Source organism: Flavobacterium galactosi (genome assembly GCF_048158585.1).
GTDB lineage: Bacteria > Bacteroidota > Bacteroidia > Flavobacteriales > Flavobacteriaceae > Flavobacterium > Flavobacterium galactosi.
This window is the reverse complement of record NZ_JBLNKV010000008.1, coordinates 1-20,428: the sequence shown is the minus strand read 5'-3', so window position 1 is coordinate 20,428 and position 20,428 is coordinate 1. Positions and strand designations below refer to the sequence as shown.

Annotated in this window: 16 protein-coding genes; 15 read left to right on the top strand and 1 reads right to left on the bottom strand. The window is 34.0% G+C overall.

Going from position 1 to position 20,428, the window contains the following annotated elements; genetic code table 11:
• The first annotated feature begins 18 nt into the window (after nucleotides 1–18).
• From ACM55M_RS15775 to ACM55M_RS15755, 5 genes are all read left to right on the top strand, one after another.
• Complete coding sequence (locus ACM55M_RS15775; RefSeq protein ID WP_416858638.1) at nucleotides 19–366, top strand: cupin domain-containing protein; 348 nt, start codon at nucleotides 19–21, stop codon at nucleotides 364–366.
• A 23-nt stretch (nucleotides 367–389) separates the two neighbouring features.
• Nucleotides 390–1,412, top strand: coding sequence for a PfkB family carbohydrate kinase (locus ACM55M_RS15770; RefSeq protein WP_416858637.1), 1,023 nt, complete (start codon nucleotides 390–392; stop codon nucleotides 1,410–1,412).
• A gap of 10 nt (nucleotides 1,413–1,422) precedes the next feature.
• Entirely contained in the window at nucleotides 1,423–2,094 is a 672-nt protein-coding gene (locus tag ACM55M_RS15765) for a bifunctional 4-hydroxy-2-oxoglutarate aldolase/2-dehydro-3-deoxy-phosphogluconate aldolase (RefSeq protein ID WP_416851123.1), read from the top strand.
• A 64-nt stretch (nucleotides 2,095–2,158) separates the two neighbouring features.
• Nucleotides 2,159–3,622 carry a tagaturonate reductase gene (locus ACM55M_RS15760; protein WP_416858636.1) on the top strand — a complete coding sequence of 488 codons (1,464 nt, stop codon included), beginning with the start codon at nucleotides 2,159–2,161 and terminating at the stop codon, nucleotides 3,620–3,622.
• An 8-nt stretch (nucleotides 3,623–3,630) separates the two neighbouring features.
• Nucleotides 3,631–5,247 carry a UxaA family hydrolase gene (locus ACM55M_RS15755; RefSeq protein WP_416858635.1) on the top strand — a complete coding sequence of 539 codons (1,617 nt, stop codon included), beginning with the start codon at nucleotides 3,631–3,633 and terminating at the stop codon, nucleotides 5,245–5,247.
• A 66-nt stretch (nucleotides 5,248–5,313) separates the two neighbouring features.
• Here ACM55M_RS15755 and ACM55M_RS15750 read toward each other — a convergent pair whose 3' ends face one another.
• Entirely contained in the window at nucleotides 5,314–6,342 is a 1,029-nt protein-coding gene (locus ACM55M_RS15750) for a LacI family DNA-binding transcriptional regulator (protein ID WP_416858634.1), read from the bottom strand.
• Nucleotides 6,343–6,663: 321 nt separating this feature from the next.
• On the opposite strand from ACM55M_RS15750, the gene ACM55M_RS15745 reads away from it, so the two are divergent.
• The 10 genes from ACM55M_RS15745 (at nucleotide 6,664) to ACM55M_RS15700 (ending at nucleotide 20,052) form a co-directional block, all read left to right on the top strand.
• On the top strand, nucleotides 6,664–8,100 hold the full coding sequence (locus ACM55M_RS15745; protein ID WP_416858633.1) for a glycoside hydrolase family 28 protein: 1,437 nt from the start codon (nucleotides 6,664–6,666) through the stop codon (nucleotides 8,098–8,100).
• 151 nt (nucleotides 8,101–8,251) lie between these two features.
• The gene (locus ACM55M_RS15740) at nucleotides 8,252–9,217 is read left to right on the top strand and encodes a DUF4861 family protein (protein WP_416858632.1); all 966 of its coding nucleotides are present in this window, start codon (nucleotides 8,252–8,254) and stop codon (nucleotides 9,215–9,217) included.
• A 5-nt stretch (nucleotides 9,218–9,222) separates the two neighbouring features.
• Nucleotides 9,223–10,617, top strand: coding sequence for a glycoside hydrolase family 88/105 protein (locus tag ACM55M_RS15735; RefSeq protein ID WP_416858631.1), 1,395 nt, complete (start codon nucleotides 9,223–9,225; stop codon nucleotides 10,615–10,617).
• Nucleotides 10,618–10,661: 44 nt separating this feature from the next.
• Nucleotides 10,662–11,897, top strand: coding sequence for a glycoside hydrolase family 88/105 protein (locus ACM55M_RS15730; RefSeq protein WP_416858630.1), 1,236 nt, complete (start codon nucleotides 10,662–10,664; stop codon nucleotides 11,895–11,897).
• 85 nt (nucleotides 11,898–11,982) lie between these two features.
• Nucleotides 11,983–13,611, top strand: a complete 1,629-nt coding sequence (locus ACM55M_RS15725) for a glycoside hydrolase family 43 protein (RefSeq protein ID WP_416858628.1) — start codon at nucleotides 11,983–11,985, stop codon at nucleotides 13,609–13,611.
• Nucleotides 13,612–13,621: 10 nt separating this feature from the next.
• Nucleotides 13,622–15,664 (top strand): pectate lyase, encoded by a 2,043-nt coding sequence (pelA, locus tag ACM55M_RS15720; RefSeq protein ID WP_416858627.1) that lies wholly within the window; start codon nucleotides 13,622–13,624, stop codon nucleotides 15,662–15,664.
• Between the two features lie 46 nt (nucleotides 15,665–15,710).
• Nucleotides 15,711–16,457 carry a rhamnogalacturonan acetylesterase gene (locus ACM55M_RS15715; protein WP_416858626.1) on the top strand — a complete coding sequence of 249 codons (747 nt, stop codon included), beginning with the start codon at nucleotides 15,711–15,713 and terminating at the stop codon, nucleotides 16,455–16,457.
• A 28-nt stretch (nucleotides 16,458–16,485) separates the two neighbouring features.
• Nucleotides 16,486–17,508 carry a pectinesterase family protein gene (locus ACM55M_RS15710; RefSeq protein WP_416858625.1) on the top strand — a complete coding sequence of 341 codons (1,023 nt, stop codon included), beginning with the start codon at nucleotides 16,486–16,488 and terminating at the stop codon, nucleotides 17,506–17,508.
• Between the two features lie 48 nt (nucleotides 17,509–17,556).
• Nucleotides 17,557–18,924, top strand: a complete 1,368-nt coding sequence (locus tag ACM55M_RS15705) for a glycoside hydrolase family 28 protein (protein WP_416858624.1) — start codon at nucleotides 17,557–17,559, stop codon at nucleotides 18,922–18,924.
• Between the two features lie 81 nt (nucleotides 18,925–19,005).
• On the top strand, nucleotides 19,006–20,052 hold the full coding sequence (locus ACM55M_RS15700) for a GntR family transcriptional regulator (RefSeq protein ID WP_416858623.1): 1,047 nt from the start codon (nucleotides 19,006–19,008) through the stop codon (nucleotides 20,050–20,052).
• Nucleotides 20,053–20,428: the final 376 nt, after the last annotated feature.

Genomic DNA, 20,428 nt, shown 5'->3' with positions numbered 1-20,428 from the left:
CTAAATTTCATCCAGATTATGACCTATTTAGCAAAAAGTAATCTTTTTTTTAAAGAAGAAGAAACAGAATGGGAAGTTGTAGGTGAAGGCGTGCAGCGTCAAATAGTAGGATTTGATGATAGGGTTATGATGGTCAATGTTAAATTTGATAAAGGAGCAATTGGTCCTTTGCATAATCATTATCACACTCAAGTTACTCATATTGCCGACGGTAAATTTGAAGTAACTATTGAAGATGAAACTAGAATATTAAAAAAAGGAGATTCCTTTTATATTCCTTCTGATAAAATACACGGTGTTGTTTGCTTGGAAGAAGGGATGCTTATAGACGTTTTTAGTCCTATAAGAGAAGATTTTATGAAATAGACAAACATTTAATTTTATATATAATGAATAAAGTAGTCTCTTTTGGCGAAATAATGTTACGTCTTTCAACAGAAAGACATTTGCGTTTTGAGCAAGCAAAAGCATTTACAGCTTCCTATGGTGGAGGTGAATTTAATGTGGCTGTTTCTTTAGCTAATTATGGTGTAAATGCAGAGTTTGTAACAAGGCTTCCCAATAATGAAATAGGAACTTGCGCGTTAAAAGAAATGCGAAAAATGAACGTAGAATCCAAAAATGTAATTTATGGAGGAGAACGTTTAGGAATCTATTTTCTTGAAACAGGTGCTGGGACCAGAGGAAGTAATGTAGTTTATGACCGTGCTCATAGTTCTATGGCAACCATTGAAAAAGGTGCTATTGATTGGGAAAAAGTATTAGAAGGTGCTACTTGGTTTCATTGGAGTGGTATTACGCCAGCCATATCTGAGAGCGCTGCTGAAGCCTGTTTAGAAGCGGTTAAAATAGCTCATAAATTAGGCATTCCTATTTCATGCGATTTAAATTACAGGTCTAAATTATGGCAATATGGTAAAACCCCAAGTGAGGTGATGCCTGAGTTATTGAAATACAGTAATGTAATTTTAGGAGATATTGATACGGCTTATTTTATGTTAGGTATAGCTAAAGTGAATCCGAATTATCAAGATGAAAAAACACTTCCGGCTTTGTATACAAAGTTGTTTGAATTATGTCCAAACTTAAAAACAGTGGCAACTACATTGCGTTATTCTGTAAGTGCTTCTCATCAAAGAATTGGAGGTATTTTATTTGACGGTAAAACCATTTATAATGCAGCTGTAAAAGAAGTGACTCCTGTGGTAGACCGTGTAGGTAGTGGAGACGCCTTTATGGGTGGATTAATTTATGGTTTGTTAGAATATCCAAATAACGATCAACGAGCGTTAGATTTTGCAGTTGCAGCTTGTTGTTTAAAACATACAATTGCAGGAGATTATAATTTAGTTACCTTAAAAGAAGTTGAAAATATGCTAGATGGTGATTCCGCCGGATTAGTGTCAAGATAAATAAAAAATTATGGCAAAATATTCAAGAATAGAAGTAGCAAGCGTAATGGCAAAAACAGGAATGGTTCCTTTGTTTTTTCATACCGATGTTGAACTAGGAAAAAAAATTGTAAAAGCCTGTTATGATGGTGGAGCACGTCTGATGGAATTTACCAGTAGAGGTGATTTCGCTTTTGAAATTTTTGGAGCGCTTAATAAATATGCATTAGCTGAATTACCGGGAATGATCTTAGGAGTTGGTTCTATAACGGATGCTGCAGCAGCTTCACTTTATATGCAATTAGGAGCTAATTTTATAGTTACTCCAGTTTTAAGGGAAGATATTGCGATTGCATGTAACCGTCGAAAAGTATTGTGGTCTCCGGGCTGTGGTACCCTTACCGAAATAGCCAGAGCAGAAGAATTGGGTTGTGAGATTGTAAAATTATTCCCTGGAGATATCTACGGGCCAAATTTTATAAAAGCAATAAAAGGACCTTGCCCATGGACGAGCATCATGCCTACTGGAGGTGTTTCAACTTCGGAGGACAATTTAAAAGGTTGGTTTGACGCTGGTGTAACCTGTGTGGGAATTGGATCTCAACTTATTTCCAATGAAATTTTGGCTAATAAAGATTATGATGGATTGAAGCTGAAAGTACAAGAAACCTTAGCTATAATCGATAAAGTTAGAAAAAAATAAAAGAGCAATTCGCTTCAAAGCTTGTTCGAAAACATAAATATAAACCGAATTATTTAAATATAAAATGGAAAAATTAAATAGAAAAAATTTAGGATTAGAAAAGAAGTTGCCAATAAAGGTAGTACAATTTGGGGAAGGTAATTTCTTAAGAGCTTTCGTTGATTACGCTTTTCAAAGACTAAATAAAGAAGTTGATTTTAATGCTGGAATTGCAATAGTTCAGCCGTTGAAAGAGGGTATGGTAAACATGATTAATGACCAAGATGGTCTTTACACTTTGTTTATGAATGGAATCAAAAAAGGGGAGAAAATACAGGATATTGAGTTGATTACCAATATTATAAAAGCTATAAATCCATATACTGATTTTGCAGATTATCTGGCTTTAGCCAAAGAAGATGAACTTCAATTTATTGTTTCAAACACCACTGAAGCTGGAATTGAATTTATTGAAAGTGATACTCCGGATATGCAACCACCGGTTTCATTTCCTGCAAAGCTGACTGTTTTATTATATGAAAGATTCAAACATTTCAAAGGAGATGCTGCTAAAGGATTGACGATTATTCCTTGTGAATTGATTGATTATAACTCTGAAACGCTGAAAAAAATTATTTTGCAATATTGCGATTTATGGGAATTAGACGCTTCATTCAAAACTTGGGCATCAGACGCGTGTACATACCACAGTACTTTGGTTGACAGAATTGTACCTGGATATCCAAGAGCCGAGATTGAAGAATACAACAACAAATTAGATTATCAAGACAATTTAATTGTTGCAGCCGAGCCATTCTTTCTTTGGGCTATTGAAGGCGGCGATGCTTTAAAAGAAAAGTTGCCTTTTCATAAAACAGATTTAAATGTGAAAATTGTTGACGATATTCGACCTTTTAAAATGATAAAAGTTCGTATTTTAAACGGTGCGCATACAGCAATGGTTCCAGTTTCACTTTTGCACGGTAACAAATTAGTAATGGAAACCGTTAACGGAGATTTTACCGGAAAATTCGTCAACAGCGTTATTGGTGAAATTAGTGAAACACTGGATATGGACAAAAATGAAATCATTGCCTATTCTGAAGAGGTAATGGACCGTTTTAAAAATCCGTTTATCAAACATGCACTGGCTGATATTGCTTTAAATTCTATCTCAAAATTCAAAGTAAGAGTTTTACCAAGTTTATTAGGATATTATAATGCAAACAAAAAACTGCCTACGAATTTGACTTTTTCATTAGCTTGTTTAATTCAGTTCTACAAAGGAACTTGGAATAACGAAGTATTGCCTGTAAAAGATTCTCCGGAGATAGTTGAAGCATTTAAAAATGCTTGGCAATTAGGAGCTTTAGATTTGGTTGTAGCTACAATTTTAGCGAATACCGAATTCTGGGGTGAAGATTTAACAAAAATTGAAGGGCTATCAGAAGCTTTAGTGCTAGCTTTGAATGAAATTGAAGAAAATGGAGTTGAAAATGGGTTTGTTAACTTTAACAAACAATATGAAAATAAGTCAATTAGTATATAATTATGATCATGCAAAAAAAATTAATTAAAGTAAACCCTTCAGATAATGTCGCTGTTGCATTAGTAAATCTAGTAGCTGGCGAAGTTATCAACTTTGAAGGAGAAGATATCACTATCGAGACCGATGTGAAAATGAAGCATAAAATTGCAATGTATCCTTTTGAAATAGGAGAAAAAATTATTATGTATGGTGTTTTAGTAGGTAAAGCAAGTGCACCAATTGCAAAAGGAGGATTACTTTCTACTGAAAATGTAAAGCACGAAAGCGCAAAAGTAACAGCTAAAACGGAAACTATCGGTTGGACTGTTCCTGATGTAACTAAATGGAAAGACAGAACTTTTGACGGATACCAAAGAACAGACGGACAAGTAGGAACGGAGAATGTTTGGTTATTCTTCCCATTGGTTTTTTGTGAAAACAGAAACATCGAAATCTTAAAAGGAATTTTCGAAAAAGAACTAACCAAACCTAAAGAAAACGATTACCAATTGTTGCTACGTTCTTTAGTAAATACTGAAAAAGGGGCTGAAGATGTTGTTACAAAATCAAACGAAGTAGATTTGTTTGAAAATATTGAAGTAAAATTCATCCAGCATCAAGGGGGTTGTGGTGGAATTCGTCAGGATTCACATTCTTTGGCGAAACTTTTGGCTGGATACGTAAACAATCCAAACGTGGCTGGTGCTACTGTTTTGAGTTTAGGTTGTCAAAACTTGCAAATATCTATTTTTCAAGATGCGATGAAAGCCATTAATCCAAACAGTGATAAACCGGTTTTGATTTACGACCAACAACAAATTGGAACTATTGAAGATATGTTGAATACGGTTGTCAAAGACTCTTTCGCAGCTATAAAAGAAGCGAATAAAATTAAAAGAACTCCTACTCCATTATCAAAATTAAGGATTGGTTTAGAGTGTGGTGGTTCGGATGGATTCTCTGGAATTTCTGCTAATCCAACATTAGGTGTTTTATCGGATAACTTGGTTGCTTTAGGAGGAACAACAATTCTTTCTGAATTTCCGGAATTATGTGGTGTAGAACAAGAATTGGTAAACCGTTGTGTGGATGACAAAGACGGAAAACGTTTCTTGGAATTAATGCAATGGTATGAAAAAACCGTAGTTGATGCCGGTTCTGGATTTGATATGAATCCATCACCAGGTAACATTAAAGACGGTTTGATTACTGATGCCATGAAATCGGCGGGTGCTGCTAAAAAAGGAGGAACTTCCCCTATTGTAGGTGTTTACGATTATGGAGAATATATCAATGAACCAGGTTTTACATTGTTATGTACCCCTGGAAATGACGTAGAATGTACAACGGCAATGGTAGGTTCCGGAGCGAATATGGTATTGTTTACAACAGGTTTAGGAACTCCGACAGGAAATCCAATTGCGCCAGTTGTAAAAATATCTTCTAACACTCAATTAGCACAAAAAATGTCTGATATTATCGATATTGACACTGGTGGAATTATCACAGGTGAAAAATCAATTAATGAAATGGCAGATGAAATGCTGGAATTTATTATAAATGTAGCAAGTGGTACTATTAAAACCAAAGCAGCTATTTTAAATCAGAATGATTTTATTCCTTGGAAAAGAGGGGTTTCTTTGTAAAAGAGGAATTAATTTTTTAATATAAAAAAAGTGTGAAGTTTTTAGCTTCACACTTTTTTTATGTCATTAAAGAGCGTGTCTCAAGGATGATTTTCTAATATGTAATTCGGGGTTTAGCACTACCTTTTTCTCTATTTTAAACTTTTCGGTACTGTTTATTTGTTCCAAGAATACTTTTGCCGCCATTTTACCCATTTCCATAGGAGATTGATCGACTGAGGATATAGAAAGTTCCATGAATTTTGTAAAAGGTTCGTTACCGAAACCAAACACACAAAAGTCCTCTGGGATTCTTATCCCTTGTTCTTTTAGTTCCTGGATGGCTCCCAAAGCTGCAAAATCACTCGAAGAGAATATGGCATTTGGCGGATTTTTTAACTTTAATAATTTTTCTACAGCCTGTCTTCCTGCTTCAACACTACTTTTTGTTTGAATTATATAATCCTCATTGTATTCGAAACCACTATCAAGTAAGGCTTGTTTGTATCCGTTATTTCGATTTTCATAAATTTCTAAAGATTGGTCACCTGTTAAATGAGCAATTTTAGTACATCCTTCTCCGATAAGGTGTTTAGTGGCCAAATAGGCTCCTTCAAAATCGTTTATTGTAACAGAACTAACACCATCGATATTTTTCTTTCTGTCAAAAAAGATCAATGGTACATTTTTTTCAATAACTCTTTTGATAATGGAATTGTTCTCTTTAGAAACATTGGAAGCAGACATTAAAATACCATCCACTTGTGCATTTAATAGTGTGTTTATATTTTCGATTTCCCTTTTCTCATTTTCATGTGTTTGACATATAATAACATGATACCCTTCAGGTTGTAATTCATCTTCAATTCCTCTAATAACAGAAGCAAAAAAATTACTGTCGATACGTGGTACAATGACACCGATATTACCACTTTTGCCACTTTGTAGGGCTAAGGCCAGCTTGTTTTGTTTATAATTCATTTGAGCCGCTGTTTCTAAAACTAGTTTACGAGTGCTGGCACTTATTTTAGGATTATTATTTAAAGCCCGCGATACCGTAGCGGCAGTTGTATCAAGTTTTTTCGCAATGTCGTAAATTGTTGTTTTTTTATTCACAATGAATTAATGTTTGTTAAGATTAGCAAAATTAATGTTTTTTTATGTCTGTTTTTGTTTAATGTTATCGATTGCATAAAGTTTTAACAATTACTCGTATTTGTAGCTGTTTTAATAAAGAACTAATAGCAATAATGTGGTTTTAAAGCAGTAATTTTATAATAAGTGTATTAATAAGTGTTTTTTTTTATAAGAATAATATTTTAATCGATTTTATTTTGGTTAATTGGAAATTAATATTTACGTTTGTGTAATCGATTGCACGACATGATTTTTTTCAATAAAAGAATAAGATTAATTTAAAAAATTTAATAAAATCAAATGGTAAGAAATCTTTTTTTTACAAGAAACAACTTCTTTCTTGTTTTGTTTTCAATGTTTTTTCTTTCCTGTGGAGTAAAGCAGCAACAATCCATTGTAGGTGATAATCCATGGAAAACCATGCAGCACATAATTGATAGTGTAAAGGTGCCTTCTTTTCGTAACAAAACATATGTAATCACTGATTTTGGAGCGCAAGCAGGCGGTGTTTTTGATAATACGCAAGCATTTAAAAAAGCAATTCAAATTTGTACTGAAAATGGGGGAGGGAAAGTTTTGGTTCCGTCTGGGAAATATTTAACTGGTCCTATACATTTAGAAAATAATGTAAATCTTCATTTAGAAGAAGGTGCTGAGATTTTATTTAGTACTAATACCGCTGATTATCCGATTGTTCATACTTCATGGGAAGGAACAGAATTGATGAATTATTCGCCTTTGATATATGCCTACAAGAAAAATAATGTGGCCGTAACTGGCAAAGGAATACTGAATGGTCAAGCAAACAATGAAAAATGGTTGTGGTGGTGCGGAAGTAAAAGATATGGTTGGAAAGAAGGGATGCCAAGTCAAGGCGATCCTGCCAATAGAGTGAGATTGGTTGCTATGGCTGAAGAAGGAGTTCCTGTTTCGGAGCGGGTTTTTGGAGAAGGACATTATTTAAGACCAAATTTCATTGAGTTTTTTGAATGTACCAATATGCTTTTAAAAGAGGTGAAAATTATTAACGCGCCATTTTGGGTAATACATCCTATGAAGTCTACAAACGTTACAGTGGATGGGGTTACGGTTCAAAGTCATGGACCTAATAATGATGGATGTGATCCGGAATATTCAAAAAACGTCATTATAAAAAATTGTACGTTCAATACGGGGGATGATTGCATCGCTATTAAGTCTGGAAGAGATGCTGATGGAAGGCGAGTGGCCATACCAAGTGAAAATATAATTGTTCAAAATTGCAAAATGATCGATGGTCATGGTGGCGTTGTAATGGGTAGTGAAATTTCTGCGGGTGTAAAAAATGTCTTTGTAGAAAATTGTGTTATGGATAGCCCTAATTTAGATAGAGCTATTAGACTAAAATCAAATTCTAAAAGAGGGGGTTTGATTGAAAACGTGTACGTGAGAAATTTAGACATTGGCCAAGTGAAAGAGTCTGTGTTGATAATAGATATGTTTTATAATGTATATGGAAGTCAGTCGGGGAATTTTATTCCTCGAGTACAAAATGTGTTTCTTGAAAACATAAAGGTAAAAGACGGTGGGAAGTATGGTATTTTGGCCAAAGGCTATAAAGAAGCTCCTATTAAAAATGTGGTATTTAAAAACGTAAAGATTGAGAAGGTTGGTAAGGCTTATTCTATTGAAAATGTAGAAGGGCTCCAATTAATCGATACTTATGTTAATGGGACGCTTGTAGTGAGCCCAAAATAAAATAGATCCGCAACTAACATAATAAATGAGTTTGGTTTAATTTTTTTGTTTTTTATTAGGGGCTTGATTGGTTTGTCAAGCTCCTTTTTTTAATAATGAGGAAATTTAATTTTTTATTACAAAATTCGAATAATTCTAATACAACATAAAAATGAAAATAATAAAAAGCGTTGCCGCATCATTATTGGTATCTCTGTTTTCTTGTAAAGCACAAGAGAAAAAAACAGCAACAACATCCAAGACCTATGCCGAAATCTCTGTGAAAGAGGGAGGCAAATGGGAAGGGCGTAAATACATTGGGGGTACTTTTAAAAATGTTCAAAGGTTAAAGGTTGCTCCGGAACACACAGATCATTCTTTCGATATTCGATATGAAGGTGCTGGCTGGGAAAGTAATAAAATAGGATATCGTTTGTATCTCGATTGGAGAAATGCAATTGATATTTTTGGAAAAAAAACCGAAGCAATTGTTTTACCAAAAGTGGGACAGGATAATTTTGATTCCTATCATGAAATGAGCGATTGGGGTGCTGATATTCTAAAAGCAGGAAAAGGAATTGGAGTAGGTTCTATCGATAGGTATCTTAACAAAGAGAGATTACACTTTTATGCAGTAGATTCCACAATTGCAAAAGTAGAAAATAAACCAAATAGTTCCATTGTAAAGGTTCAGTATTATGGTTGGAAAACAGCTTCGGATAAAATTGATTTCACATCTGTATTAACCATTAATCCTGACCAGCGTTATACGAAACATACCATTCATTCATCAAAAGAAATAGCTGGAATTTGTACGGGAATCGTAAAACAAAAAAATACCGAATTACTTAAAAAAACAAGTAAAAATAAAAAATGGGCTTACTTGGCTACTTATGGCACCCAATCGTTGGTGCCTGATAATTTAGGAATGGCTATTTTTTATCAAACCAATACAATTGAAAATTTAGTTGATGCGGAATTTGATTATCTTTTAGTTTTTAAACCTATGACAAAACCGACTTCGTTTTATTTCTTAGGCGCTTGGGAACAAGAGCCAAATGGAATTAAAACCAAAGAAGCCTTTTTATCTTATTTAGATCAAAAACTGGCAGTATTGAATGATAAAAGTAAAATATAATTCTAATGGAAAGCGACACTAATAAAATAGGTTTTTATGTGAGACAATTGCTAAATTGGATATCCAATAAAAATCTGTTTTTAATTAATTATCCTAGTTTACAGCAACCAATTTTAATTGGAAACAGCAAACTGAGACCTGAAACTTTCCTCGAGTTTCGGGATGATTCGTCATTGTTTTTTAGAAGCAGATTTTTATCGTGTATCTTACTGGTAGGATTGGTCTTTGTGAGTTGTAAAGCTAGTGCACAAGAGCAAGTGAAAATTCTTGCGCCAAAAAAAGAAATGGCTATTCCGGTTACACTAAAATGGTCAGAGCGAATGGCATTGTCAATAATGAAACGCCATCCTAAAGCATGGCAGATAGATAATCATGAAAAGCCAAAATGGGATTATAAAATTGGCATGATTTTGACGGGTTATGAAAAATTATACACTAAAACCAAAAATCCAAAGTATTTCGATTATATAAAAGGGTATGCGGATGAATTGATTGACAGTAACGGCTCTTTTCAAGATTTTAATCCCCAAGATCATAATATTGATTTTATTAATGCAGGGAAAATACTTTTTAATCTGTATGATAAAACACAAAATCAGAAGTATTTAACAGCATTAAAAACACTGAGAAGACAATTTGACGGTCATCCTAGAACTCAATCCGGTGGTTTTTGGCATAAAAAAATCTACCCAAACCAAATGTGGTTAGATGGCTTGTATATGGGGGAACCATTTTATGCAAGATATACTGTTGCGTTTGAAAAAGGGGAGAAATTGAATGATGTTGCGCATCAGTTTGAATTGCTACACGACCATGCATTTGATAAAAAAACAGGCTTATTTTTTCATGCTTGGGATGAAAGTAAGCAAATGGCTTGGGCAAATAAGGAAACAGGAACGGCACCTCATATTTGGTTAAGAGCGCTTGGCTGGTATGCAATGGCATTAGTTGATGTGTTGGATTATTTCCCAAAAGAGCATCCAAAACATAAAGAATTAGTAAGGTACTTAAATGAATTTGCAGTAGCGGCAAGCAAGTTTCAGGATAAGTCAGGATTGTGGTATCAGGTTCCAAATTTGGCAACTAAAAAAGGAAATTATTTAGAAGCGTCAGGTTCGTCTATGCTTACTTACGCTTTTGCAAAAGGGGTAAACAAAGGGTATTTATCTTCAAAATTTAAAGGCGTAGCCAATAAAGCGTTTAACGGTTTAACAAAAAAACTGATAAAAGTTGATGCTGATGGGGAAATACATATTACTCAAGTTTGTGCAAGTGCAGGACTTGGAGGAAATCCTTACAGGGATGGTTCTTATGAGTATTATATCAGCGAGAAGATCAAAGTGGACAATTCTCATGGTTTAGGTTCTTTTCTTTTAGCTGCAATTGAACTAGATAAATAAAAGTCATTTTTGAAAAATAATACTAATAATAAAACATATTTTAAATGAAAAATAGTCTTAAAACTAATTGTTTTACAACGTTGAGCATAATTCTTACATTGTTATTTGTAAGTTGTAAAACCATTTCGCAAACGGATACAAAATCAGTTGATACTAAGAAAGAACTGCTTATTTCAGCTAATTTAAAATGGTCTGAGCGTATGGCTCTTACTATTATGAAACGCCATAAGGAGTCTTACATGATCGATGATGCTAAAGCACCGCATTGGGATTATGTGCATGGTTTAGTGCTCACCTCATTTGAACAACTGTATAAAGAAAAGGGTAATAGTAAATATTACGATTATATCAAAAGCTACGTCGATGTCTTAGTTGATAAAGATGGAACCATTAATACCTATAAAATGGAAGCTTACAATATTGATATGATTGTTGCTGGACGATTATTATTTAATTTGTACGCTACCACTAAAGACAACCGCTACTTAATTGCAATGCAGACTTTAAGAAAGCAACTTGCAGAGCAACCTAGAACTGCCAGTGGTGGATTTTGGCATAAAAAAATATATCCAAATCAAATGTGGTTAGATGGGTTGTATATGGGTGAACCATTCTATGCAGAATATACTACTACTTTTGAAAAAGGAGCAAAATTAGATGACATTGCAAAACAATTTGAATTAATACAATTGCATGCCACTGATAGAAAAACAGGATTGTTGTACCATGCTTGGGACGAGAGTAAGCAAATGCCATGGGCAAATAAAGAAACAGGAAATTCACCTAATTTTTGGTCTAGATCAATCGGGTGGTACGCAATGGCTTTAGTAGATGCTTTGGATTACTTCCCAAAGAATCATCCAAAACAAAAAGAATTGGTTGGGTATTTGAATAATGTTGCGAATGCTTTAGTAAAATTCCAAGATAAATCAGGTTTGTGGTATCAAGTGACTGATAAGGGAGACAAAGCAGGAAATTATTTGGAATCATCAGGAACTTCCATGTTTGCTTATGCTTTGGCAAAAGGTGTAAACAAAGGATATTTGCCAAAAAAATTTAAAACAGTTGCCACTAAAGCTTTTGATGGTTTGACCAGACAATTGATAAAAGTGGATTCCAATGGAGAAATTACTATAACACAAGCCTGTGCAGTTGCAGGTCTTGGCGGAAGTCCGTACCGAGACGGATCGTATGAATATTATATAAATGAGAGAAAAAAGGATAATGATCCTAAAGCTACAGGACCATTTATATTAGCCGCATTAGAGTTGAATAAATAAAAATAGACATACCCAATTAAGTCTAAAGTATACTAAAACTGTTTCATTTTAAAACAATGGAACAGTTAATCCTAATTTTTTACCTATGAGATTGATACTGATTATTACTTGTGTTTTACTGTTTATTCCTAATCAACTGATTTTTGGACAAGCAAAAATAATTAACAGTAATTCATTAGTATGGGTAGCTGATAATGGAGATGGAACCTATAAAAATCCAATTTTGCATGCTGATTATTCTGATCCGGATGTTGTTAGGGTTGGAGCTGATTATTACATGACATCCTCTTCTTTCAATTGTGTTCCTGGCTTGCCTATTCTACATTCTAAAGACATGGTAAATTGGGAATTGGTCAATTATGCACTTCCAAAACAACCTCCTTTTGATGTCTTTGACAAACCACAGCATGGGAATGGGGTATGGGCACCCTGTATAAGATACCATAATGGGGAATTATATATTTATTATCCAGATCCTGATTATGGAATTTACATGATCAAGACAAAAGATCCGAAAGGTGTTTGGTCTAAACCAATTTTGGTAAAAGAAGGCAAGGGTTTGATTGATCCTACACCTTTATGGGATGATGATGGTAAAGTATATCTTGCTTTTGCTTTTGCAGGAAGCCGAGCAGGAATTAAAAGCCTTTTGGCAATTTGCACTTTAAATGAGGAAGGAACTGTTGCAAATGATGATGATGTTATAATTATCGACGGACATGATGGAGAATCAACAATTGAAGGGCCAAAACTATACAAACATAATGGTTATTATTATGTTTTTGCCCCTGCAGGAGGTGTACCTACCGGATGGCAAACGGTATTGAGATCGAAAAATATTTGGGGACCCTACGAAAAGAGAAAAGTGATGGACCAAGGAAAAACAAATATTAATGGGCCACATCAGGGAGCTTGGGTACAAACTCAAACTGGCGAAGATTGGTTTTTTCATTTTCAAGACAAGGGTGCTTACGGAAGAATTGTCCATTTGCAACCTATGAAATGGGTAAATAATTGGCCAGTAATAGGTGTTGACAAAGATGGGGATGGTACTGGTGAGCCGGTGTTAATCCATAAAAAACCCAATGTTGGAAAAACGTATCCTATTTTAACTCCAAATGATTCAGATGAGTTTAATACTTCTAAGTTAGGTTTGCAATGGCAGTGGCATGCGAATCAACAGGTGTATTGGGGACTTCCTTCAGAAATGGGGTATTATACCATGTTTTGTCGTCCAATGCCAAAAGAAGCTACAAATTTGTTTGATGTAGGGAATTTATTATTGCAAAAATTTCCTGCCGAAGAATTTACAGCTACGACCAAAATGACTTTCAATGCCCGTTTTGATGGAGAGCAAACTGGTTTGTTGATCATGGGACTTGACTACAGTTATTTGAAAGTAAAACAATCAGCAGGACAACTCTCTATATCACAAGTAATCTGTAAAAATGCCGATAAAAAAGGAGTAGAGACGGAAAGTGAAGCTATTAAATTAAAAAACAATCTGTTTTATCTGCAAGTAAAAGTAAAAGCGGGTGGTATTTGCAATTTCTTTTATAGTGAAGATGGTGAAAAATACACAGCCATAGGAACAGATTTTATTGCAAAAGAAGGCAAATGGATTGGTGCAAAATTAGGTTTTTTAGCACTTCGAAACGGAATTATAAATGACGCAGGAAGTGTTCGTATTGATTGGTTCAGAATAACAAAGTAAAAACTATATTATGGGAAAGTTAAAAATTATCAAAACGTTTGTTTTTACACTTATAGTAATTGCAAATACTCATTCACAACAACTATTTAATATAAAATGGAGTAGTGTAATTAACAATCCTGATAATACTTGGTTTGCAACCCAAAATGCAAAAGATGTAGCCGAAAATGTATTGTTGTACCAACGCAATATTGGAGGTTGGCCCAAAAACATTAAGATGCAAATTCATTTAAGCGAGGTAGAAAAGCAAAAATTAATTGCCCTTAAACCCGACACAAAGGAAATAACAACCGACAATAAAGCAACAACACAAGAAATGTTGTTTTTATCTAAAATCTATAGACAAGTGCCAGATGAAAGATATAAAAAGGCTTTCCTTTCAGGACTTGATTATTTATTAGAAGCACAATATGAAAATGGGGGATGGCCTCAGTTTTACCCGTTAAAAAAAGGATATTATACGCACATTACGTATAATGATGACTCGATGGTGAATATCCTGAATGTATTAAAAGAAATTGTTGATAAAACAGATTATTTTTCGATAAAGCCATCTGAAGAAACCGTTAAAAGAGCCCAAAAAGCATTTGATAAAGGGATTGTTTGTATTGTAAAAACACAATACAAACAGAATGGGGTTTTAACAGGCTGGTGTGCGCAACACGATGAATTCACCTTAGCTCCGGCAAAAGCGCGTGCGTATGAATTGCCTTCTTTAAGCGGAAAAGAATCAGCACAAATAGTATTGCTGTTAATGTCAATTGAAAATCCGTCAAAGGAAATAATAAATGCCGTACATTTTGCAGCAGCATGGTTTGATAAAGCAAAAATAAAAGGACTACGGGAAGATCGTTTTTACGATGAAAAAGGGAAAATAACCGACAAGAAAATGATTTCAGATGCGAATGCTCCGGATATATGGGCTCGTTTTATGGAACTGGATAGCAATACTCCCTTTTTCTGTGATCGGGATGGTGTCAAAAAAGTGTCTTTAGCTGAGATTGGAGCGGAACGCAGAAATGGATATTCTTGGTACACAAATGAGCCAAAAGAGGTTTTGTCAAAATATGAAAAGTGGAAAGAAAAATATTTGATTAACGATGCAAAGCCAGCGATAAAACAAAATAAAGTTCCAAAAGACGCCTTTAACATTACCGTTGCTCAAGACGGGAGCGGCGATTATACAAGTATTCAAGAAGCGATAAATAATTCACCCGCCTTTCCTTATCAACGCGTTACCATTACAGTGAAAAATGGAATCTATAACGAGAAAGTGAAAATTCACGAATGGAACCCCAATATTTCATTAATTGGAGAAAGTAAAGAGAAAACTATTATTACAAATGGTGATTATTTTGGCAAGATAAATTTAGGGAGAAATAGTACTTTTTATACCTACACGGTCTTAGTGGAAGGGGCCGATTTTATAGCTCAAAATTTAACCATAAAAAATTCATCAGGACAAGTAGGGCAAGCTGTGGCTTTGGCACTAAATGCCAATAGTGTTTTGATTTGGAATTGCACTATTCTGGGCAATCAGGATACTTTGTATGCCACCGGTAGTAATAATAAACAGTATTTAAAGGATTGTTATATTGAGGGAACTGTCGATTTTATCTTTGGTCAAGCCACCCTATTATTTGAAAACTGCACCCTTCATAGTTTAAAAGATTCGTATATAACGGCAGCATCTACTGCTGAAGGAGTTCAATATGGTTTTGTATTTAAAAATTGTAAACTAACCGCCGATGAAAAGGCAGCCGAAGTGTATCTAGGCAGGCCATGGCGCATTTATGCAAAAACGGTTTTTATTAATTGCGAAATGGGAAAACACATAAAGCCTGAGGGGTGGAATGATTGGTCCAAGCCTGAAGCAGCAAAAACTTCTTTTTATGCTGAATATAATTGCACGGGAGAAGGAAGTCATCCTGAGAAAAGAGTTTCATGGTCGCATCAATTAAAAAAGACAGAAGCCGAGAAATACACCACCCAAAATATTATGGGATTGGATTTTTCCAACAAAATAAAAGAATGGTCTTTGAAATCAAAATAAATTCTCAAACAAAGTTGTTTTTTAAATCAACGTTAAAAACAAAACCATGAAATACCGAATCATTATATTGCTGCTAATTTCACTAAACTGTTTGGCTCAAAAAACAACTATTTATGGCATAGGTGATTCTACAATGGCTACTAAAAAGAAGCCGGAAGTAAATCCGGAACGCGGTTGGGGACAAATGTTATCTTCTTTTTTCAATGATAATATAAAGGTAGATAACAGAGCGGTAAATGGCAGAAGCAGTCGTAGTTTTATTAATGAGAAACGTTGGGATTCCGTTTATAAAGCATTGAAACCAGGCGATTATGTTTTTATTCAATTTGGGCATAATGATGAGAAATTTGCGGATTCAACGCGGTATACCAATCCACATACAAGTTATCGACATAACTTAATCCGTTTTGTAAATGAAAGCAGGGAAAAAGGAGCTATTCCCATATTATTCTCTTCGATAGTGAGAAGAAATTTTAATGAAAATGGAGTCTTGATCGCAACGCATGGCGAATATCCTTTAGAAACTCGTTTAGTCGCCCAGGAATACAAGGTGCCATTTATTGATTTAGAATATTATACGGAATTATTGGAAATGGCTTACGGACCTGAAAAATCAAAAAAATTGCATTTGCATTATAAAGCGGGCGAAATCCCTTATTATCCGGAAGGGAAAGAAGACAATACCCATCTTTGTGTGAAAGGTGCCACTGAAGTTGCAAAATTAGTTGTGAATCAAATTAGATTATTAGAAAGCCCTTTAGTAGCAACACTAAAAAATGCAATTAAAAAATAGATAATATTCAAAAAGATACCCTTAAAAAATGAAAATGATAAACGCATATATCGGTATTATTTCGCTGTTTTTTTTTAACTGTTCTGCCGGGAATTTTAGCAAAACTGAAAATGAAGCTACTAAATTATATGATATAATTGTAGATGCTAAAGGAAGCGGAGATTTTGTAACGGTTCAAGACGCCATAAATTCGGTGCCTTTTCTACAAGAGAAAGAGATCGTAATTTTTATTAAAAATGGGGTTTATAAAGAAAAATTAACCCTGCCACAAAATAAAATAAATATCACTTTAATAGGGGAGAATAAAAATAAAACGATTCTTACGTATGATGATTATGCTTCTAAAAAAAATGAAAAGGGACAAAATATTGGAACTTCAGGGTCTTATAGTTTTGCTGTTAATGGAGATAATTTTAAAGCTGAAAATATCACATTTGAAAATTCTTCCGGTCCGGTAGGCCAGGCCGTTGCCGTCAGAATTGACGGCGATAAAGTGGTTTTTAATAACTGTAAATTCCTTGGATTTCAAGATACGCTTTATTCTCATGGCAACAGAAGTAGGCAGTATTATAAAAATTGCTATATAGAAGGAACCACAGATTTCATTTTTGGAGCGGCAACAGCTGTATTTGATAAATGTGAAATTTTTGCAAAAGCCGGAGGGTCTTATATTACGGCGGCGAATACCCCTAAAGCTAATTCGTATGGTTTTGTGTTTCTGAATTGTAAATTAACAAGCAATGCATCAAACCACTCTTTTTATTTAGGAAGACCATGGGAAAATTATGCCCGAACGGTTTTCATTAAATGTAAAATGGGCAATCACATTAAATCTGCAGGCTGGCATAATTGGGGCAGACCAGAAGCTGAGACAACAACATTTTATGCAGAATATCAATGCAAAGGTGTGGGAGCTGATTTACAATCCCGAGTATCTTGGTCACACGTATTGACAGCAGAACAATTTCAATCAGACTATACAATTGAAAAAATATTTAAGGATTGGACTTCTCTGACAAAATATCAGAAAAGTATTTTGAAATCAAAATAAATCCTCAAACAAAGTTTTTGCTCTATCAACATTAAAACTTAAAAAATTATGAAATGTAAACTTCTTATTTTCTTACTGCTCTCTTTAAATTGTTTGGCTCAAAATACTAATTTTCCATCTGGCACAGTTGATTCTATTGTCAAACGGATTCAATTGCCTCAAATTCCTTCGTTTAAAATTGAAGTAACACGACTAGGGGCAAAAGGAGATTCCATTAGTGATGCCAAACCCGCATTTGATAAAGCCATGGCACTTTGTAAAAAAAATAATGGCGGTACAATCATTGTTTCTAAAGGGGTTTACACGCTAAATGGCCCTATTCACTTTGTAAGTAATGTAAAGCTATTAATTGAAAAAGGGGCCAAAATTCGCTTTAGTGAGAATCCTAAACATTATTTGCCAATGGTGCTGACAAGTTGGGAAGGAACTATGATTTATAATTACAGCCCGCTTATTTATGCTTATGGTTGCACTAATATCGCTATAACCGGAGAAGGAACTATTGATGGAGAAGGAAGCAAAGTTTGGAATAGTTACAAATCAAAAGAAGGAGAGGATAAAAAACTAAGCCGAGAAATGAATCATAGCAATATGCCAGTGAAGGATAGGAAATTTGGTCCCGGACATTTTCTAAGACCACAATTGATTCAGTTTTTTAATTGCAAAAATATTTTAGTCGAAAATGTAAAAATTGAAGATTCGCCATTCTGGTGTCTTCATTTATTAAAATCAGAAAGTATTACCGTCAGAGGTCTAAAATACAAAGCATTTAATGCCAACAATGACGGAATAGATCCAGAATATGCCAAAGATGTTTTAATTGAGAATATTGATTTTGATAATGCGGATGATAATATTGCAATAAAAGCGGGTAGAGATGATGAAGGCAGAGCCAACAGTGCAACCCCAAGTGAAAATATCGTGATTCGCAATTGTAATTTCAAAGGATTACACGGAGTTGTTATTGGCAGTGAAATGTCGGCTGGTGTCAAAAATGTTTTTATTGATAACTGTAAGACAAGTGGGTTTTTAAAAAGAGGAATCTATTTAAAAACGAATGCGGATCGAGGCGGATTTATTAAAAATATTTATGCCAGAAACATCCAATTGGATGAGGTTGAAGATTGTATTTACATCACGGCAAATTATATGGGCGAGGGCAGTGGTGGTTTTCCATCGGATGTATCCGATATTTTCTTGTCCAATATCAGCTGTACAAAAGCAAGAGAAACGGCGATTATTATTCAGGGCTATCCGCAAAAGAAAGTGCGAAACGTATATTTGAATACTATCGAAATTAAATCGGCAAAAAACGGACTGACAATCCTGAACTCCGAAAATGTAACAATGAATGATGTTATAATAGGTCAAAAAGCGACTGTTCCAACGGCTGCCAGTAATTTAATAAAACACTAAACGGTTACTCAATAAACAACCATTTTCTACAAATATCCAGTTATTGATTTTTTGCTTTTTTTAACCTAAAAAACTATTCTAATGGAAACATTTAAATATATTCAAATTGATGAAACTTCTAGGATGCCTAAATACAAGCAAATAGTAGATTCTGTTATTTATAATGTGTCCATTGGAAGACTTTCAATGGATCAAAAGATTCCATCAATTAATATGCTTAGCGAGGGATTTAATCTATCTAGGGATACTGTAGAGAAAGCCTATAATATTTTAAAAGAGAGAAATGTAATTTCTCCAATCATGGGTAAAGGCTATTATGTTACCAGAACAAAATTAATCTCTAAAATAAATATTTTGTTTCTGATTAATAAATTAAGTTCTTATAAGATGAGCGTTTTTAATTCTTTTATTGACAATATAGGTGGGAATTCACATGTAGATCTTCAAGTATATCATTTTGACGAAACCTTATTTTTAAATTTATTAGATAAAAATAAGTTTGTATATGACAAGTATGTTATCATGCCACATTTTAAAACAAAAGATTTAAAGCATGTAAGTCTTACTGATAAAGCCTTCAAAATTATAAAAGAAATACCACAGGAAAAGCTTATTATTTTAGATGAAAAAAATCCTTTATTAGCAGATGGAATCGTTGAGATTTACCAAGATTTTGAAAATGATATTTATAATGCTTTAAAAGAAGGGCTGTTAAAAATAGCTAAGTATGATAAATTAATATTGATTTATCCTGAGAAGGCTGTTTATCCATATCCTAGGGGGATTTTAGATGGGTTTAAGAAATTTTGTATCGAATATAATATCGGTTTTGAAATCCTGGATGAGATATGCGACGATATGCTTTTGATAAAAGGAGATTTGTTTATAACAATTGAAGAATCTGACCTCGTTAGTTTAATAAAACAAATTAGAGATTATGAATTTCAATTGGGGAAAGACATTGGCGTTATTTCTTATAATGATACTCCTTTAAAAGAATTGTTAGGAATAACGGTGATTTCAACAGATTTTAAAATGATGGGGGAAACAGCAGCAAGGATGATTTTAAATAAAGAAATAGGTAAAGTAAAAAATCCATTTAATTTTATTGATAGGGATTCAGTTTAATCTTATATTACGGTGATTTTAATCATAGAATACTAATAATTTTTTCTTTTTAGATTAGAAGTGAAATCAATCATAAATGTGTTTTGGGATTGATCCGTTTTAGTTTTGCTAAAAAGAATGGGGATCAATCCTAAAAGAGGGGGGTAGCTGTCTCTTTTTTTCATAAAGTTCTGTGCTATGATTACAAGTCTTGATCAAGTTGCATTTTACTGCACTTTCTTTTGGGCTTTCCGCTGCTATTCCTAACGCGGGCCATCGTTTTTATCGACTTTGTCATTTCGACAAAGGATAAATCTCATTCATTGGTATTCATTTGTTATCCTATATATAGTACTGTAGCTTTCATATATATGCAGTAGTCACTACCTAAATATAT

Bases quoted from the DNA above. Each gene is read 5' to 3' on its own strand.
- ACM55M_RS15770 (WP_416858637.1), top strand. From the start codon at position 390: ATGAATAAAGTAGTCTCTTTTGGCGAAATAATGTTACGTCTTTCAACA.
- pelA (WP_416858627.1), top strand. From the start codon at position 13,622: ATGGGAAAGTTAAAAATTATCAAAACGTTTGTTTTTACACTTATAGTA.
- ACM55M_RS15735 (WP_416858631.1), top strand. From the start codon at position 9,223: ATGGAAAGCGACACTAATAAAATAGGTTTTTATGTGAGACAATTGCTA.
- ACM55M_RS15775 (WP_416858638.1), top strand. From the start codon at position 19: ATGACCTATTTAGCAAAAAGTAATCTTTTTTTTAAAGAAGAAGAAACA.
- ACM55M_RS15745 (WP_416858633.1), top strand. From the start codon at position 6,664: ATGGTAAGAAATCTTTTTTTTACAAGAAACAACTTCTTTCTTGTTTTG.
- ACM55M_RS15710 (WP_416858625.1), top strand. From the start codon at position 16,486: ATGAAAATGATAAACGCATATATCGGTATTATTTCGCTGTTTTTTTTT.
- ACM55M_RS15765 (WP_416851123.1), top strand. From the start codon at position 1,423: ATGGCAAAATATTCAAGAATAGAAGTAGCAAGCGTAATGGCAAAAACA.
- ACM55M_RS15740 (WP_416858632.1), top strand. From the start codon at position 8,252: ATGAAAATAATAAAAAGCGTTGCCGCATCATTATTGGTATCTCTGTTT.
- ACM55M_RS15705 (WP_416858624.1), top strand. From the start codon at position 17,557: ATGAAATGTAAACTTCTTATTTTCTTACTGCTCTCTTTAAATTGTTTG.
- ACM55M_RS15755 (WP_416858635.1), top strand. From the start codon at position 3,631: ATGCAAAAAAAATTAATTAAAGTAAACCCTTCAGATAATGTCGCTGTT.
- ACM55M_RS15730 (WP_416858630.1), top strand. From the start codon at position 10,662: ATGAAAAATAGTCTTAAAACTAATTGTTTTACAACGTTGAGCATAATT.
- ACM55M_RS15715 (WP_416858626.1), top strand. From the start codon at position 15,711: ATGAAATACCGAATCATTATATTGCTGCTAATTTCACTAAACTGTTTG.
- ACM55M_RS15725 (WP_416858628.1), top strand. From the start codon at position 11,983: ATGAGATTGATACTGATTATTACTTGTGTTTTACTGTTTATTCCTAAT.
- ACM55M_RS15760 (WP_416858636.1), top strand. From the start codon at position 2,159: ATGGAAAAATTAAATAGAAAAAATTTAGGATTAGAAAAGAAGTTGCCA.
- ACM55M_RS15700 (WP_416858623.1), top strand. From the start codon at position 19,006: ATGGAAACATTTAAATATATTCAAATTGATGAAACTTCTAGGATGCCT.